Source organism: Donghicola sp. XS_ASV15, assembly GCF_041224595.1.
Taxonomy (GTDB): Bacteria; Pseudomonadota; Alphaproteobacteria; order Rhodobacterales; family Rhodobacteraceae; genus Donghicola.
In genome coordinates, this window is sequence record NZ_JBGFGN010000059.1 from 1 (window position 1) to 15772 (window position 15772).

A 15772-nucleotide genomic window follows, 5' to 3' on the forward strand; every position below is an offset into this window, starting at 1 on the left:
GAACGTCTTGGAAAGATCACAAAGCAGGGGGATCGCTACATACGCAAATTGCTGGTCGTGGGCATGACGTCTCGCGCTGTGATGGCGAAACGTTCCCCGCAGAAAGTCGATCTCTGGACAGCCAAGATGGTTACCGACAAGGAAGCCGGATACCCAGACGCCGCCCACGACGTGAAGCTCCTTGAAGAAGCTCCGCCCCTTCTTGGACAGATCGGGCAGCAGAGCATGGCCGAGGCGACGCTCCCGCGGCCACCACATGTAGATTCCCGTCGCGATCAGCAGCAGCGTAAGCGAGGCCGCAGCCTCGATCAGCCGGTCGCCGGTGTCGCCGATCAACAGCGTCCCGTGAATGTCATTGGCCCATGCATAGAGCGTCCCGGTCTTGGAATTCACCTGCGTGACCTCGCCGGTATAGGGATCGACGGCGACGGATTTGGCGGGAATGTCCCAAGGCTTCATCCCCGGCAGGGCATCGGCAGGGTTGCGGATGACGAAGTAAGCCGGGCGGTCGGCGGCTTCGGGTGAGGTGTACTGGATCAGCTGGCCGGGCACGACCTCCAGCGCGGCATTGGCCTGAGTCGACGGTGGCAGAGGCGTGCCGGTGGCAGTGACGCGAGGTGCGCCGCCGAGCTGGTTCGATAGCCCGTTGTCGAGCAGCATGATGAAGCCGGTGATAGTCAGCATCAGCAGAAAGGGGATCACGAAGATCCCGGCGTAAAAGTGCCAGCGCCAGGCGGCAAAGTAGAAGGCCCGATCGCGTTTCTGCGTATCGGCCATGGTTGTTGTGGTCATAATAAAGTGTCCTTGTCTGAGAATGTATTGCGAAGCGGTCAGACAGGAACAGGGGGCGCTCGCGGCGTGGCTGCGCGATGCGGCGGGGTGCGGGCACTGACTTGGTGGCGTTGGGGCCAAGGGCAGACCATGTGGGCCGCACCTTCAGTTCGCGTCAAAGCCAGCGTAGGCACTAAGGTCGGGACGATGCCGGACAGCACACAAGCGGCGGCGGCGTCTTCGGAACCGGTGTCAGGGACTTGATTTCCCGAGGGATCAAGCAAAATCTCCTGCGGGCCCTCTGCTGTGCAGAGGACGAGGATCATGCCGTCGGGGCCGGATGCGCGCATGAAGCCGTTCGGAACGCTCATCGTTGCGAGCAGCGCCAGAAGAAGCAGCGCGCGTAGTATCAGCCCCCAGATAGTCATAGGTCAACTCACGGGGTCAGTGACCTGAATGGTCCATGCTGCCGTGGTCCATCGTCGAATGATCGACGCCCCCAGCAGGATCGACCATGAACTCGACCGATACTTCACCCGCGTTGCGGAAAATTAGCGTGGCCGGGATCATGTCGCCTTCCTTCGCCTCTCCGGTCAGGCCCATAAACATGAAGTGCATTCCGTTTGGTTCGAGGTTCACCGTATCTCCCGGTGCTATCACCAGTTCGGTCAGCGGGCGCATCTTGGCGATGCCGTCCTCGTGGAGCGTGGTGTGAAGGGTCGAGGATTGAGCGAAGGGCGTGCGCACGCCGATCAGCGCCTCTGGCGTCTCGCCCTCGTTCGAGATGGTGATGTAGCCCGCCGCCGAAGTTGCCGTCACTGGCGGCTGCGGGATCGAGGGGTGAATGATATGCAGGTCGCCCGACATCTTGTCATGGGCGAAGGCAGATGATGCCAGCAGCATCAAGGCAACAAGGGCACGTTTCATGACAAATCCTTTCAGGGGTCAGGGCATAGCCCGCGTGATGCGGGCGGGATGGTCTTCAGGCCACGGGTCAGCGTGGTCCGAGTTTGTGACAAAGCTCTCGTCGGTGAGGCTTTCGAGGAAGGCGATGATGTCGGTAATCTCTTGATCCGAGGCGGTGAAGCCCACGATCATCCCGTCCTGATTGGCGTGGCCTTCGCGCCCGCCCTTGGCGTAATGCGCCAGCACGCCGCGCAGGTCGGGGATGGACCCGTCGTGCATGTAGGGCCCTGTCACGGCCACGTTGCGCAGCGACGGCGTGCGGAACAGCCCCGCATCACTCGGCGCGCCGGTGATCTCGATCCGCCCCGGAGCGCTTTGAGGGTAGTCGGCATACAGCCCGGTGTTGTGAAAGCCGGTCTCCACCCACGGGCTGCCCTCGCGCTGGAAATTGTCGGTGAACAGCACACCTTGGTGACAGTGGTAACATTCGAACCGATGGTCGAAGAACAGCTGCTCGCCACGCTGCGCCGAACCTGACAGCGCAGTCAGATCGCCACCGTACTTGAACCTGTCATAGGGGCTGTCAAAGGACATGAGGCTGCGCTGAAAGGCTGCCAGCGCGCGGGTGACGGTGAACAGGTCGGGCGCAGGCCGGTCCGGGAACGCCTCTGCGAAAGCCGTGCCGTAATACGGATCGGACGCCAGATCTGCAAAGATCCGGTCCTCTTGACCGGTCGCGCCCATCTCGTCCGGGGCTTCGCCGAACAGCGGCACCAGCGCCTGAAACTCGAGCGAGGTCATATGCGGGTTCGCCCAGGCATTCACCGGCAGGTAGGCGACATTTGCCAGCGAAGGCGCGTTCAGATTGCCTGTCGTGCCATGGATGCCCACCGACGTCTCGCGCCCGTCAGTGAAGGCACGCGCCGGGTCATGGCAGGAGGCACAGGCCACACTGCCATCTCCCGACAGGCGGGCGTCGTAAAACAGGTGCCGGCCAAGATCGACCTTGGCGGCGCTCATCGGATTGTCCTGCGGCACGGGCGGGCGTGGCATCCAGTCGGGCAGCGGCCAGTCATAGCCGCCGCCTTCGGAGGTGTCGAAAGCAAAAGCTGCCCCCGACACGAGAACTGCCAAGACCGCCACGCCAAGCGTGACGGGCCGCATCAGCGCACCGCGATCAGCTGCTGCTCACCGGCGGCGAAATCGTTGAACGATAGGCCCAGCTTCGGCAGCACCGTGTTGCAGTCGGGATCGTTCGGAAAGGACATGCAGCCGGGCGACGTCTCGGGCGTATTGGCGCGCAGGTCGACCTCTGCCACCACCGGCGCCGGGTCGATCACCAGAACCTGCGTGGCCGAGTCGAACCCGTCGAAGGTGACCTCCATCAGGTTGGCGTTCTTGCAAGGCGCGGCAGGCGCGTCCGTCTTGCCGTCCGAGGGACACATGGTGGAGCCGAGGTGCAGGAACCAGCCCTTGGGGCCATCGGCGTTGCGGTCGGTGGGCACCATGTCGATGCGCACGAACTTGTAGCCACCGCGCCAGTTCCAGAACATCGACGTCAGGTTGAGCGGCGTGGGCGCCACGGTGGGATCGCCGTGATTCATCTCGAAGGGCACGCCGACCTTGAAGGAGACGCCGGTGTAGTCGCCCTCCGGTACGGTGCCAGTCAGCGCTGTGTTCACGGCGGCGGTGCCATTGGCGCAAGCCGCGCTGCCGTCTTCGAAATCCAGAAGCGCCGTGCCGTCGTGCTGAAAGGCGGTCTCGGTCAGGGTCACCGGCACGCGGCTGCCGTCAGTGGCGATCATCGCCACGTCGCTGGCATAGAGCCGGAAATCGGTGCCGTTCACTTCGGCGTTAGACGTACCCAAGCCGTTGAATGTCGCGTCACAGGCGAAGGGCTGGCCACCAATTTCGGCGGCGAAGTTGATAGTGACAGGCTGTTCGGCAAGCACTGCGGTCACGGGAAGCAGGGCGGCAAGCGCCGCAGAATAAGCGAGTTTCATAGAGGTCTCCAATGTCTGAAAAATCGGCCAGAGGCCGAGGTTCACGAAAGGTGAAGGGTGTCAGACAGTCGGAGGGGCACGGGCCGTGCGTGTGGTTTGGCTCCGCAGGCCATGCAGAACAGGCGGTGTAATGGTCCAGTCTGCCGCATCGAGCGACAGTTCCGCCAGAATGACCGCCACGGCAGGTTGCGGCAGGTCCATGGATGCCTGCAGGCGGCAAGCTTCACAGCCGGTCAGAGCGCCATCCTCGCCCACGTTGCCACAGATCTCAGACAGATCCAGCCCGTAGGTGGCGGCAAAGATGCGCACGGCCTGATCCTCGGGCGTGGCGAAGCGATGCGCAAAGCCCGACGTGGCCAAGGCCACGACCAGCAGCACGCTCAACGTGCGCAAGTGGGTTATCCGCATCAGGACTCGCATCATCGTCACTGGATAGCAGGCCGCCGCAAATGCGCAAGTCACCAGAGGGTCGCAGCCGCACGCTTTTCGCCGCAAAGCTGTGCGCCGTCAGATCAGCGGCTCCTTGGCAAACCCTTTGCCGAGGATCGGACCGGTGGGCAGGTTGGTCGGCGATCCGCCTGCCGGTTCCGACGTGATCTCATAAAGCTGTTGCGCATTGGGCGAAGGCAGCCCGTCGATGGTCAGCGTGCGCGAGCGCCCGGTGTCGAGCAGCCCGAGCGACACGGGCGGGCCGTCGTCCTCTGGCTTGGTCCAGACCTGCATGACCTGATCCTGCGGCACGTTTTGCGTCTCCAGAAGCGTGACGCGGGTCGTGTTGTCGGGCATCCCTTCGACCAATGCGATGGCCTCGCCCCGGTCGTTCAGCAGCACGGCCACCACCGCCTGTTCCTGCGGCAACACAAAGGACCACGCCAGCACCACCGCCATGACCAGCGCCGCCGCGATGCCTCCCAGCGCCGAGACACGCCACCGCGCGGCCTGCGCGCGCACGGCCCGCAGGTCGATCACATCGGTCCCGGCCGTGGCATCGGGCGTATCCACATCGCTCTGGCCGTTCAGTTGCGCGTCGACCCGATCCCAGAAGCCGTCAGGCAACGCCATGTCGTCCGCCGTCTGATCCAGCGGCGCGAATTTCTGCCGCGCAAAATCCAGCCGGGCCGCGATCACGGGATCGCTGGCGGCCATAGCCTCCAGACGTGCGATATCGTCATCCTCGGCAAGGCCGAGCACACATTCATCAATCAGGATGTCGAGCGGCCGATCGGTCACGACAGGCACTCCCTCAGTTTGCTCAATCCCCGCCGTACCCAAGATTTCACCGAGCCGAGCGGGGCTTTCATACGGCCTGCAATCTCGCCGTGGCTGTGGCCCAGCACGTAGGACGACAGGATCGCGCGGCGTGTGCAATCATCCAACCCTTCGAGACAGCGCTTCAGGTCCGACGCCGTATCCAGCCGGTCCCACGCCGTTTCGAGCACACCGCTTTCCAGCGACTCTTCAATCGTCTCCGGCGCGGTCGGCGTTTCGCGGGCCTCGTTGCGCAGCATGGTCAGGCAGCGATTGCGCAGGATGGTATAGACCCAGCCGCTGGCGCTGCCCCGGTCGGGATCGTACTGAGCGGCGCGCCGCCAAACCAGAACCATGGCGTCCTGTACGGCGTCTTCGGCAAGGTCTCTGCGGCGCAGCATCCGCGTCGCCACGCCCAGCATCCGTCCGCCTTCGGCATCCATCAGCCGCTTTAGCGCGGCCCGGTCACCATTGGCACAGGCCCTTATCATTTGCGCGTGGTCCGTCACCGGCTGCCTCACCCCTTGCTCACGATCCTGTCCGCCTGCGCGCCAGAACCGTTTTCCCTGCTGTAGGGCTATGGGTTGAGGGGTCGCCTGTCAATTCTCGGTCGAGGCAGTCCGCGACATCCACGTCCCCCCGCCGGCGGAGACGGACGCCCGGCGCGGCGCAAGACGCCGCGCCGGACATGTCTTGTCTGCGAGAGGTTACTCGGCGGTCATGAAGGTGATGTCACGCAGGGTTGCGCCATCCGCGCCGGAGATGTCCCAGCTTTCGGTGATCGAACCATCCTCCAGCGAAACGGTGTGCAGTTTGTCCATCGCCACCAGCCATGCGGTGTTGGTGCCCTCGGCATCGGTCGCAATATCAAAGGCATAGCTGTCCGAGCCGTCGATGCCCAGTTTGCCGATCGCGCCCAGCGTGCCATCGTTCGGCGAGGTCTGCTGGATCAGCGCGACGATGGTGCTGTCGATGTCATACATCGCAGTCGAGTCCGGCTGACCGTAGGAGTTGATGTAGGCGGCGGCCACAATCGCAGGGGCTTCGCCTGCGTGCATATCCTGCTCTTCAAACGCGAGCGAGCCATCGACCGTCACCGCACCGCTCTCGATATCCACGCGGTGGTTGGTGGTGCCGGACATGAAGCGCAGCTTGTTCGCCATCGGGTTGAAGTCAACAATCACCGGCGCACCGCCTTCGATCGGCAGTTCGGTGTCCATGGTGGAAATAACGGTGGCCGCGCCTGTCATCGGGTCGATCTCGACGATCTCGAAGGCGTCGGTGACGCCGATCAGCTGGCCGGTGGCAGGGCGCAGGTCGATGCCGAGCAGCTTGTCCACGCCGGTGACTTCCATTGATGCGGTGACGGCGGCGGTGCTCGCGTCGATCTGGTGCAGCATCTTGTCGCCGGACAGGCCGATGGCCATCATGCCCGCCATCTCGTCGGAATGGGCTTCGGCGTAAGCGCCGGTTGCGGTCACGAGGGTGGCGAGGGTCAGAGCGGTCATCGTCTTCATAACAGTGTCCTTTCGGGACGCTTGGCTGCAGTTCCTCCGCAGCCTTCTACCCTCATGACTCGCGGGTTTGCCTGTTTGGATGCATGCCACCCGAAATTTTTTAGTTCTTTCCCAAAGAGTGTTTGGCATAGGTGCCTGCCGGGACAAGACAACAAGAAACGGCAGCAGTTGATGGTCCGCTCCTTTGCGCAGTGCAGCTATTTCGAACCAGTCGTTCGTCGTTCATTCAGCATCTGTCACAGGACCAGCGCCCCTTTGCTGCCAGAGCGCGATGGCAAGCGTCGGCTGCTACCATTGATGCATCAACGCTTTCAACAGGTTGTGACACCAAGTAAATTGACCCGATAAATCTGCGCTCTTTGGCTGTGGCAGCCTACGTGGCGCGGGGACTGGATATGCGACAGCTTGTGTTTTGCAGCGGCAGAACTACAGTTCGAGAGAACGAAAGGATGCTCATGCAACGTGCTGTTTGGAACACCATAATCGGAGTGCTCTGCTTAGCGGGCATTGGCATTTTAGCATGGCCTTACTTGGCTCCGAACGGCGCTGTGCCTATGGCAACCGAGGGTATGTCGCGGCAGGAGTTCACGCAGCAGAGTCCCATGCTGCTGCCAGCCATTCTTACGAAAGTGTACACAGCCTTTGGCGAGACTGAAGAGGCCGCCATCTACGACAAGTTGGCCGAGGTTGCCACCGGTGACGCGCTGGAGCAGCTTTACCTCGAACGGGTCGGGGCGATGGCAGGTGGGGGTCTCAATCCTGATCAGGCGATTCACGAAGTCTCCCTGCTGGGGATGAGCGCACGGGCCGCAGGAGAGACTGTGAACGTCTCGGCGCGCTGGCGCGTTTTGGGCGTGGTCGGACATGACGAGCACATGCATATGCGTGGGAATGCCTATGCGGCAGATCTCGTTTTCGCCCGCGCAGATGGAGAGTGGCGCATATCAGGCTTTGACCTGACTGACGTAGATCGCACGGATGCAGGCACTCTGGAACGCAACGCCGACGCGCCCCCGGTCGACAAAGCGGAGCAAGAGAGTTGATCCACGCACGCGACCTGACCTTTGCCTATCCACGAGCCAGTTTTTCGCTGAACATACCAGAATTGGAGGTCGCCAAGGGCGAGCGCGTCGGCATTATTGGCCCCAGCGGCACCGGCAAGACCACGCTTTTGAACCTCGTGGCGGGATTGATGCAGCCCGCGTCGGGATCGCTGACCGTCGCAGAACACGATCTGACCGCACTGGACGATGCAGCGCGCAGGCGGTTTCGCGCCGCGCAGATCGGGTTCATTTTCCAGAATTTCGCGCTCGTCGACTATTTGAACGCGTTCGAGAATATCCTTTATCCTTATCGCGTAGGTCTGGGGCTGTCACTTGACCGAGACGCCCGTGATCGCGCGCAGATGCTGGCCGAAACTTGTGGCATCGGGCACCGCCTCAAGAGCCATCCGAACGCAATGTCCGGCGGTGAACAGCAACGCGTGGCGATCTGCCGTGCGCTTGTGACACAGCCGGGGCTGATCCTGGCAGATGAGGCCACGGGCAATCTCGACCCCGAGACCAAGGAAATCATCCTCAACCTGCTCTTTGCTCGCGCTGCGGATCATGGCGCGACGGTACTCGCGGTGACTCACGACCACGACCTGCTGCCGCGGTTTGATCGGGTGATTGACTTTGCCACGTTGCGGCAGAAGGAACAGACCTCTTGAATGCGCTCTTCCTTGCCTTTGCCCATCTGCGCTGGACTTGGGCACGCAGCCTCATCTTGACCCTCGTCGGGGCAATGATCCTTGCCGTGCCACTGGTAACGCAAACTCTGCTCAGAGGCTCAGAAGACGCGCTGACTCGCCGTGCCGAAGCGACGCCCCTTGTCTTAGGGGCGCGTGGCAGCCAGCTCGACCTCGTGATGGGGGCTGTCTATTTTTCCGAAGACCGGAGCCAACCGATCACCCGCGCCGCCGAAGATGCAGTGTGGGACAGCGGCCTTGCTCTGCCGATTCCTCTCAACACTGCGTTTCAGACCAATGGCGCGCGGATCGTCGGCACCTCGCTCGACTACTTTGACTTTCGCGGGCTGACACTGGCGAAAGGGCGGCAGTTGGCCATCCTTGGTGAGGCGGTATTGGGTGCGGGCGTGGCCGAAAGACTGGCCCTTGGCCCCGGCGATACGGTCGTCTCTGCGCCAGAGAACCTATTTGATCTAGATGGCGTTTATCCGCTGGAGCTGCAGATCACCGGTGTCCTAGACGCAACCGGTACACCCGACGACGAGGCCGTCTTCACCGACGTTAAAACCTCATGGGTGATTGCGGGCATCGGCCACGGTCACGACGATGTTGTGACAGCGGACGCCGAGGGCAACATCACCGCCAATGCTGCAATCACCGAGTTTCAACGCATCACGCCTGAGAATATCGACAGCTTTCATTTCCATGGAGACGCGGCCGATTACCCGCTGTCAGCCGTGATCGTCGCGCCCTATGACACCCGATCTGGCACGATCCTTCGTGGACGCTACCTCGATCCCGAGAACCCGGTGCAGATCACCGATCCGTCCAAAATCATCGCCGGGCTAGTCGACCGCATCTTCCGTATCGCGGCGCTACTGGACGCAGTGACGGTGATCATTGGCATCGCGGCTCTCGGTGCGATCGGGCTGTCGCTGTTCCTCGCTTGGAGTTTGCGCGCACCCGAGATGATGACCGCGCGCCGCCTTGGGGCGGGGCGGTTCACGATCCTGCGATTGGCCTGCGCAGAGATCGTAATACTACTAGGTTGCGCCGTAGTGTTGGCAGCAGCAATTGTATTTGCTGTGAACGAGAACGGCACTGCGCTTGTTGCCTGGCTGCTGGCCTTATGATTTGACCCAAAGCCCTAGAATGGAGCCTTTAATGAAGACTTTCCTGACCGCCGCCGCCCTGATGGCCTCTGCCACCACCGCGTTCGCGCATTACGGCATGATCATCCCCTCGGACAACATGCCGGGACAGGAGGACGGGCGAACTGTCGATCTGACCCTATCGTTCTCGCACCCATTCGAGGGGGTGGGTATGGTGCTGGACACGCCGGTCGCCTTCTCCGTCACGCATGAGGGCGAAACCACGGACCTGCTGGACACGCTGAACGAGACGCAGGTGATGGACCACGCGGCCTTCGCCACCGAATACCGGATGGAGCGCCCCGGCACCTACGTCTTTGCCATGGAGCCGCAGCCCTATTGGGAGCCGGAGGAAGACGCTTTCATCACGCATTTCACCAAGACCTACGTCTCCGCCTATGGCGACGACGAGGGCTGGGACACCGAGCTGGGCCTGAAGACCGAGATCGTGCCGCTGTCGAAGCCCTTTGCACTGTGGGAGGGCAATGTCTTTCAAGGCATCGTGAAGCTCGACGGCGAGGCCGTGCCTTATGCCGAGGTCGAGGTGGAATACTACAACGAGGACGGCAGCGCGCAGGCGCCGTCTGACCTGATGATCACCCAAACGGTGAAAGCCGATGCGGATGGCGTATTCACCTATGCTGCGCCGACGTCGGGCTGGTGGGGCTTTGCCGCGCTGAACACCGCCGAGGAGCCGATGCAATACGAGGGCGAGGACAAGGCGCATGAGCTTGGCGCGGTGATCTGGGTCCACTTCGAGCCATGGGCCACCAAGTGATCCGGGCGTTCACCATTGCGCTCACCATCGTCGCGGCCCTCCCGGCCGCGGCGCATGACCTGCGGGTCTTTGCCTCTGTCGCGGACGACACGGTGACGGTTGAAAGTACCTTCTCTTCAGGTCGCGTCCCAACCGAAGGTGCTGTGCGCGTGCTGGATGCAGAAAACACGCTGCTGATGACCCTAGAGATTGGGGCCGAAGGAATGACCCGTTTTGCCCTGCCCGAAGGGGCCGAGAATAGTGGCCTGATGATCGAGGTCGAGGTTAGCGAAGGCCATTCCGACTATTGGATGCTGACCCCAGATGACATCGCCTACGGGCAAAAGACCGACGGGACCAACTAATGCTGAAACGCCTCTTTTTTGTGGCCGCGTTGGCGGCCTCTGCCGCCTCTGCCCAAGAGCGCCCCGTCGTAGCCACCGTGAACTATCCGCTCGCATGGATGGCGGAGCGCTTGGGCGGAGGCGTAATCGACGTTCTGTTCCCAGTCCCTGACGATGTCGACCCATCGTTCTGGCGGCCCGGCTTGTCCGACATCGCATCGATCCAGCAGGCGGATGTGATTGCGTTGAACGGTGCTGGCTTTGCGCCTTGGACCGCGCGCAGCTCTCTGCCGCGCTCGCGGATCGTCGACACCTCGGCGGGCTTCTCAGACGCCTACATCGCGACCGAGTCCGTCACCCACAGCCATGGCGGCGACGGCGAACATTCCCACGAAGGCATCGCCAACTACACCTGGCTCGACTTCGCGCAGGCTGCGCAGCAGGCCGAGGCGCTGGCCGCGATGATGCAACGCCGCATTCCCGAGCTTTCGGATGCCTTGGCAGATAGCCTTCCGGCTGTGCGGGCTGACCTTGCTGCGCTGGACACAGAAGCACGAAACGCTGTGGCTCGGCTGAAAGGACAGACCATCCTCGCAACTCACCCGCGTTACCAGTACTTTGCACGCGCTTATGGCTTGGATATTGTTGCGCTTGAATGGGACGCCGGCGCGATGCCTTCTGAGGCGCAATGGACAGAGCTGAGGGAGCGAGCCTTGGCAACTGGCGCAACCACCTTGATCTGGGAAGCCGCCCCACCTGACGAGGCACTGAAGACAGCGAAACGCATGGGCCTCACCTCTCTTGTCCTGCGACCATTGGCAAATCGCCCGCTCGATGGGGATTTCCTGGCAATCATGCGAAAGCAGATCGCTGAAATCAATGACCAGCTCTGAGTACCGGCAGGCAGGGCAAATGAAAATCGGTTTTGGGGCAGCCACCTGATTTGCAATGCCAATCGGAGTTGCCTCGGAAGACCCCAGTCTGAGCGTAGGCTGAGTTCGGAAACGGATCTAAGCGTGAGTGCGCTGATTTGTTCTACACGGGATTGCACCTCTCTCCATCAAATGTAATATTATAACATAACATTTGATGGAGAGAATAATGGTAGCCAAGGATACACGCCTTCCTGTCACCGTCCTGTCAGGTTTCTTAGGGGCGGGTAAGACCACGCTTTTGAACGCAGTCTTGAACAATCGCGATGGTCGCCGGGTGGCAGTCATCGTCAACGATATGTCAGAGGTGAACATTGATGCGGATCTCGTGCGCGAAGGCGGAGCAGATTTAAGCCAGACCGAAGAAAAATTGGTCGAAATGACAAATGGTTGTATCTGCTGCACGTTGCGCGATGACTTGCTTGTCGAAGTTCGGCGTCTGGCAGAGGAAGGGCGCTTTGACTATTTGCTCATCGAAAGCACCGGAATAGCAGAGCCGTTGCCGGTGGCTGCGACCTTCGACTTCCGCGATGAAAATGGAGAGAGCCTGTCGGATGTGTCCCGTCTGGATACCATGGTGACAGTCGTCGATACCGTGAACCTCTTGCAAGACTACTCAAGCCACGACTTCATTCGGGATCGCGGTGAAAGCCTCGGGGCCGAAGACGAGCGCACACTTGTCGATCTACTGGTCGATCAGATCGAATTTGCAGATATTGTCGTGTTGAACAAGACAACCGATGCGGGCCCAGAACGGCTGGATGCGGCACGCAAGATTGTCACATCTTTGAACCCCGATGCGCAGATCATCGAAACGGATTTCGGCATCGTTCCGCAAGATCGAATCTTTGATACAAGGCTGTTCGACTTCGACAAAGCGCACATGCACCCGATGTGGGCCAAAGAACTGTATGGTTTCCAAGACCATGTGCCCGAGACCGAAGAATACGGCGTGTCGTCCTTTGTTTACAGAGCGCGCCGACCATTTCATCCGCAGCGCATCCACGACGTTCTGAACGGGGCCCTGCCGGGTGTCATTCGCGCCAAGGGGCATTTCTGGATCGCGACGCGCCCAGATTGGTTGGCGGAGTTTTCCCTTGCAGGCGCACTGAGTTCCGTAAAGCCGATGGGGACTTGGTGGGCAACAGTTCCCACAGAACGTTGGCCCGACCACCCTCAAGCGCGCGCCTATATGGAACAACACTGGCAAGAACCATTTGGGGACCGACGGCAGGAGTTGGTCTTTATTGGGGCTGGCATGGACAAAGCCGGAATTACAGCTGCGCTTGATGCCGCGTTGGTCGCAGACAGCGACGGCTTCGCACCGCATCTTTGGGCAGATCTGCCCGATCCGTTCCCAAGATGGCGACGCGCCCCAGAGGCTGCGTGATGCTGGATAGCGAAAAAAGGACGCGATCTGCCGTCGCCGAAGGTGCCCACCCGTCCATTCTGAACAGTGTTCGCCAGGCAGACTGTGATGCCGCCATTTGGCAACGCAGACTCCCAAGCGAATTGAACAGTTGGCTGGCTTCATTGCAATTGGGCGCGCTTCGAAGCGCTCGTCTATGCGCGAGATGGCCGACGATAGAGAAAGTTGCGGCTGAACTCTGCCGAGAATGCAGTATGCCTGAAGGACGTGATAGGTCTTTGTTCATTTCAGACATAGCCCATCTTTCTCAGCTGTTTATGGATGCCTCCTGTACGAACACAGTGAACCTGCGCTTGGATGTGGTTTCAGGAAATGCCTGCCACAAGTTCCACCAAGATTACGTGACGGCGCGATTGCTCTGTACTTATCGCGGTGCGGGAACGCAGTACGGCTATCCTCGTAAAGACGGCATACCTGACCATGTGCATCAGATGTCAGAGGGGCATGTGGGGCTATTTCGCGGGCGTCTTTGGGGGAGCCCAAATAATGTCCCGCTCCTGCATCGCTCTCCGCCGATCAGCGGAACCGGAGAACGCCGCTTGTTGCTGGTGATTGATCCGCAGGACACTGACGAGTGACTTTGATGCGGGCAGGGAAGGCACTCTCAGCCCGCTCATTTTCATCGCGGCATTGATGTGGTCCAGCCTGATTGCGCTTGGCGCCCATTTCGGCAGAACGGCTAGAGAATTCGTCTGCATCGGGTTGTTGACCAAAGCCCGACACCGCAGTGGTGCCGGGCTTTATGTTAGGCTGCTTTCAGGTTGATCTGGCGGTCGGTTGCCCGCGCGATCAGGTCTTGATCGTGACTGACCAGCAGGACTGCGATCCCTTTTTTCCGCGCAAGGTCGACCAACATCTGCATCACGTCTCGCTGGGTTAGCGGATCGAGACGCGATGTGGGTTCGTCGGCGAAGAGAAAGATAGGATCCAAGAGCAAAGCACGTACGATCGAAAGGCGCTGAAGCTCGCCACCTGACACGGCATCCGGCTTGCGATCAAGCAGGTTTGGGTCCAGCCGCAGCAACTCCAACAGCGGAGGTAACTTTTCAGCAGGCAGATGGTGCAAGGACATCAGATCCTTCAAGCCTCGTCCCAATGTGATGTGAGGGGCAAACGCCGCAGGCGGGTCCTGCCATAGCTTTTGAAACCGCTTGGTGGCGGCAGCGCCACGGACAACCTCGCCTTTGGCAGGCTTCGTTATACCAAGCAGGGTATCTCCCAAAGATGACTTGCCGACGCCCGACGGGCCGCACAATCCGACAACCTCGCCCGCGTGGAGATCCAAATTTAGGTCTGCGAAAAGCGCACGTCCACCTCGCTCAACAGTGATGCCCTTTCCTTGCAGAACTTTGGTGCCGTTTGTCTGGCAGGCTCTTGCGGGCCAATAGCGCGGCTCTGCTTCAATGAGTTCGGCTGTATAGGGATGAGCTGGTGATCCAAGCACCTGGTGCGCGGGCCCACGTTCGATCAAGCGGCCCCTTCGCAGAACCAAAATTTCTCCGCCTAATGCTTCGGCCAACTGAAGGTCATGGGTGATGGTGAGCAGGGCACCTCCTGATGCGGTGACAGTATTCAACTGCCTTGCAACCTCATCACGACGACCTGTGTCCAAACCCTTGGTGGGTTCATCCGCCACGACGATGTTTGCACCGCCCGCACGTGCTGCGGCGATCGCCAACCGCTGTGCCATTCCCCCAGAGAGCTCGAACGGAAACCGGTCTGCGGCATCGCCCAAGTCCAAGGCTTCCAGATCTTGCGTCGCATCTTGCGCGGCTGTCGGGCTTTTTGCCACCAGTTTATGTACCTCGGCGACCTGCGCTCTGGAGCGCATCAACGGGTCCAACGCCCTCCAAGGCTCTTGGGGCAAAACAGAAATCCTGTGGCCCCAAAATGCCTCTAGGGATGATGGAAGCTGCGGGTCGACATGCGTGCCGTCAATCGTCACCGCACCCGTTGCATGCAGTCCCTGGGGCAAAGTTCCAAGAATTGCATCCGCGAACAAACTCTTGCCCGAGCCCGTCTCGCCAATCAGCGTCACTGCCTCTCCGGCCTGCAAAGATATCGCAATGTTCTCGACCATCTGCGCCGAACCGTTGAAAACGGTGATGTCTGCTGTCAATAGCGTCATTCTTTGTTTCCTCCGGCGATCAGGGTCAGCGCGAGAAGTGTCAGCATGGTCGCGATGACCGGTTGCAGCAATGCCCAGGGTGCCTCTCGCCAGTAGGGAAGCAGTTCTACCATCATCAATCCCAGCTCGGGCGTCGGAGCCTGAACACCGACAGATACAAATCCGAGCGCCGCAATTCCCATGACCACCGCAGCAAAAGTAAGTGCGAAGGTCGCACGCAGGACAGGTGCGAGTTCCGGCCATAGATGCGTCCGGAAGATATAGCCGGGCCCAAAACCCAAGAGCCGGGCGGCTTCGACAGCCGGTGCTGCGATCTGTGCGCGTATAGTCGCGCGCGTGAGCCGGAAAATCTCTACCCATAGTGTGGCGGAAAGACCTGCCCAGAATGCCAGAGGCTGTGTCGGAAGGATAAGGCCGGCAATCAGAACAATCAGCAGCGCAGGTAACGCCACAACAGAGTCAGCAAACAGCACTATCACACGGTCGAGCCAACCACCGCGCCAGCTGGCCAAAGCCCCGAGCAGAACGCCAATGAACGCGGTCGTGAGCAACGTCGCCGTGGCAATAGTCAAAGACAGGCGAAGTGCGGCCGCCAAGCGGACGGACATCGAACGTCCCAGGTGGTCATATCCCAAGATTGCCTCTGTCGACGGCGGCTGAAGTGTTTTCATCAAGCTTTGCGTTGACGGGCTGGTCCCATCCACAAGTGGCAGCCCAAAGTGTCAACGGCGGAGTAAAATTCGGCCATTGTGGCGGAGCAAAAGTCGGCCAGTTTGGGGCGAGCGCCTTGGAGCGTGCGGCCCTCATATAGCAAGCCCGGTCCAAGGCGCATTGGCCGTCAGGCCAATTCTGTGAGG

At 60.7% G+C, this 15772-nt stretch carries 18 protein-coding genes and 2 pseudogenes; 9 read left to right on the top strand and 11 right to left on the bottom strand.

Going from position 1 to position 15772, the window contains the following annotated elements; translation table 11 throughout:
- Positions 1-111: pseudogene (locus AB9K37_RS01190) on the top strand (IS110 family transposase); the annotation flags it as partial.
- Between the two features lie 84 nt (positions 112-195).
- Here AB9K37_RS01190 and AB9K37_RS01195 read toward each other — a convergent pair.
- From AB9K37_RS01195 to AB9K37_RS01235, 9 genes and pseudogenes are all read right to left on the bottom strand, one after another.
- Positions 196-792: pseudogene (locus tag AB9K37_RS01195) on the bottom strand (PepSY-associated TM helix domain-containing protein); the annotation flags it as partial.
- Between the two features lie 38 nt (positions 793-830).
- Positions 831-1199, bottom strand: coding sequence for a hypothetical protein (locus AB9K37_RS01200; protein ID WP_369835186.1), 369 nt, complete (start codon positions 1197-1199; stop codon positions 831-833).
- A 16-nt stretch (positions 1200-1215) separates the two neighbouring features.
- Positions 1216-1698: a copper chaperone PCu(A)C gene (locus AB9K37_RS01205; RefSeq protein ID WP_369835187.1), complete on the bottom strand. Its 483-nt coding sequence runs from the start codon at positions 1696-1698 to the stop codon at positions 1216-1218.
- Between the two features lie 18 nt (positions 1699-1716).
- A complete protein-coding gene (locus AB9K37_RS01210) occupies positions 1717-2841 on the bottom strand; it encodes an MbnH family di-heme enzyme (protein WP_369835188.1) in 1125 nt (374 codons plus the stop codon).
- Complete coding sequence (locus tag AB9K37_RS01215; protein WP_369835189.1) at positions 2841-3680, bottom strand: MbnP family copper-binding protein; 840 nt, start codon at positions 3678-3680, stop codon at positions 2841-2843. Before AB9K37_RS01215 ends, AB9K37_RS01210 begins: the two co-directional genes overlap by 1 nt.
- 60 nt (positions 3681-3740) lie before the next feature.
- Positions 3741-4073 (bottom strand): polyketide synthase, encoded by a 333-nt coding sequence (locus AB9K37_RS01220; RefSeq protein WP_369835190.1) that lies wholly within the window; start codon positions 4071-4073, stop codon positions 3741-3743.
- 114 nt (positions 4074-4187) lie between these two features.
- Positions 4188-4910: an anti-sigma factor domain-containing protein gene (locus AB9K37_RS01225; RefSeq protein ID WP_369835191.1), complete on the bottom strand. Its 723-nt coding sequence runs from the start codon at positions 4908-4910 to the stop codon at positions 4188-4190.
- Positions 4907-5419, bottom strand: coding sequence for a sigma-70 family RNA polymerase sigma factor (locus tag AB9K37_RS01230; RefSeq protein ID WP_369835192.1), 513 nt, complete (start codon positions 5417-5419; stop codon positions 4907-4909). Before AB9K37_RS01230 ends, AB9K37_RS01225 begins: the two co-directional genes overlap by 4 nt.
- 216 nt (positions 5420-5635) lie before the next feature.
- Positions 5636-6436 carry a DUF4394 domain-containing protein gene (locus AB9K37_RS01235; protein WP_369835203.1) on the bottom strand — a complete coding sequence of 267 codons (801 nt, stop codon included), beginning with the start codon at positions 6434-6436 and terminating at the stop codon, positions 5636-5638.
- 464 nt (positions 6437-6900) lie between these two features.
- On the opposite strand from AB9K37_RS01235, the gene AB9K37_RS01240 reads away from it, so the two are divergent.
- The 8 genes from AB9K37_RS01240 (at position 6901) to AB9K37_RS01275 (ending at position 13365) form a co-directional block, all read left to right on the top strand.
- Positions 6901-7488 carry a hypothetical protein gene (locus AB9K37_RS01240; protein ID WP_369835193.1) on the top strand — a complete coding sequence of 196 codons (588 nt, stop codon included), beginning with the start codon at positions 6901-6903 and terminating at the stop codon, positions 7486-7488.
- Positions 7485-8156 (top strand): ABC transporter ATP-binding protein, encoded by a 672-nt coding sequence (locus tag AB9K37_RS01245; protein WP_369835194.1) that lies wholly within the window; start codon positions 7485-7487, stop codon positions 8154-8156. The genes AB9K37_RS01240 and AB9K37_RS01245 overlap by 4 nt, the downstream gene beginning before the upstream one ends.
- Entirely contained in the window at positions 8153-9307 is a 1155-nt protein-coding gene (locus AB9K37_RS01250) for an ABC transporter permease (protein WP_369835195.1), read from the top strand. The genes AB9K37_RS01245 and AB9K37_RS01250 overlap by 4 nt, the downstream gene beginning before the upstream one ends.
- A 19-nt stretch (positions 9308-9326) precedes the next feature.
- Entirely contained in the window at positions 9327-10103 is a 777-nt protein-coding gene (locus AB9K37_RS01255) for a DUF4198 domain-containing protein (protein ID WP_369835196.1), read from the top strand.
- Positions 10100-10447, top strand: a complete 348-nt coding sequence (locus tag AB9K37_RS01260; RefSeq protein WP_369835197.1) for a hypothetical protein — start codon at positions 10100-10102, stop codon at positions 10445-10447. The genes AB9K37_RS01255 and AB9K37_RS01260 overlap by 4 nt, the downstream gene beginning before the upstream one ends.
- Positions 10447-11319 (top strand): metal ABC transporter substrate-binding protein, encoded by an 873-nt coding sequence (locus AB9K37_RS01265; RefSeq protein WP_369835198.1) that lies wholly within the window; start codon positions 10447-10449, stop codon positions 11317-11319. Before AB9K37_RS01260 ends, AB9K37_RS01265 begins: the two co-directional genes overlap by 1 nt.
- A 208-nt stretch (positions 11320-11527) precedes the next feature.
- Positions 11528-12748 (top strand): zinc metallochaperone GTPase ZigA, encoded by a 1221-nt coding sequence (gene zigA / locus AB9K37_RS01270; RefSeq protein WP_369835199.1) that lies wholly within the window; start codon positions 11528-11530, stop codon positions 12746-12748.
- Positions 12748-13365, top strand: a complete 618-nt coding sequence (locus AB9K37_RS01275; protein ID WP_369835200.1) for a DUF1826 domain-containing protein — start codon at positions 12748-12750, stop codon at positions 13363-13365. Before zigA ends, AB9K37_RS01275 begins: the two co-directional genes overlap by 1 nt.
- 167 nt (positions 13366-13532) lie before the next feature.
- Here the strand turns inward: AB9K37_RS01275 and AB9K37_RS01280 are convergent, their stop codons facing one another.
- A complete protein-coding gene (locus tag AB9K37_RS01280; RefSeq protein ID WP_369835201.1) occupies positions 13533-14915 on the bottom strand; it encodes an ABC transporter ATP-binding protein in 1383 nt (460 codons plus the stop codon).
- A complete protein-coding gene (locus AB9K37_RS01285; RefSeq protein ID WP_369835202.1) occupies positions 14912-15586 on the bottom strand; it encodes an ABC transporter permease in 675 nt (224 codons plus the stop codon). Before AB9K37_RS01285 ends, AB9K37_RS01280 begins: the two co-directional genes overlap by 4 nt.
- Positions 15587-15772: the final 186 nt, after the last annotated feature.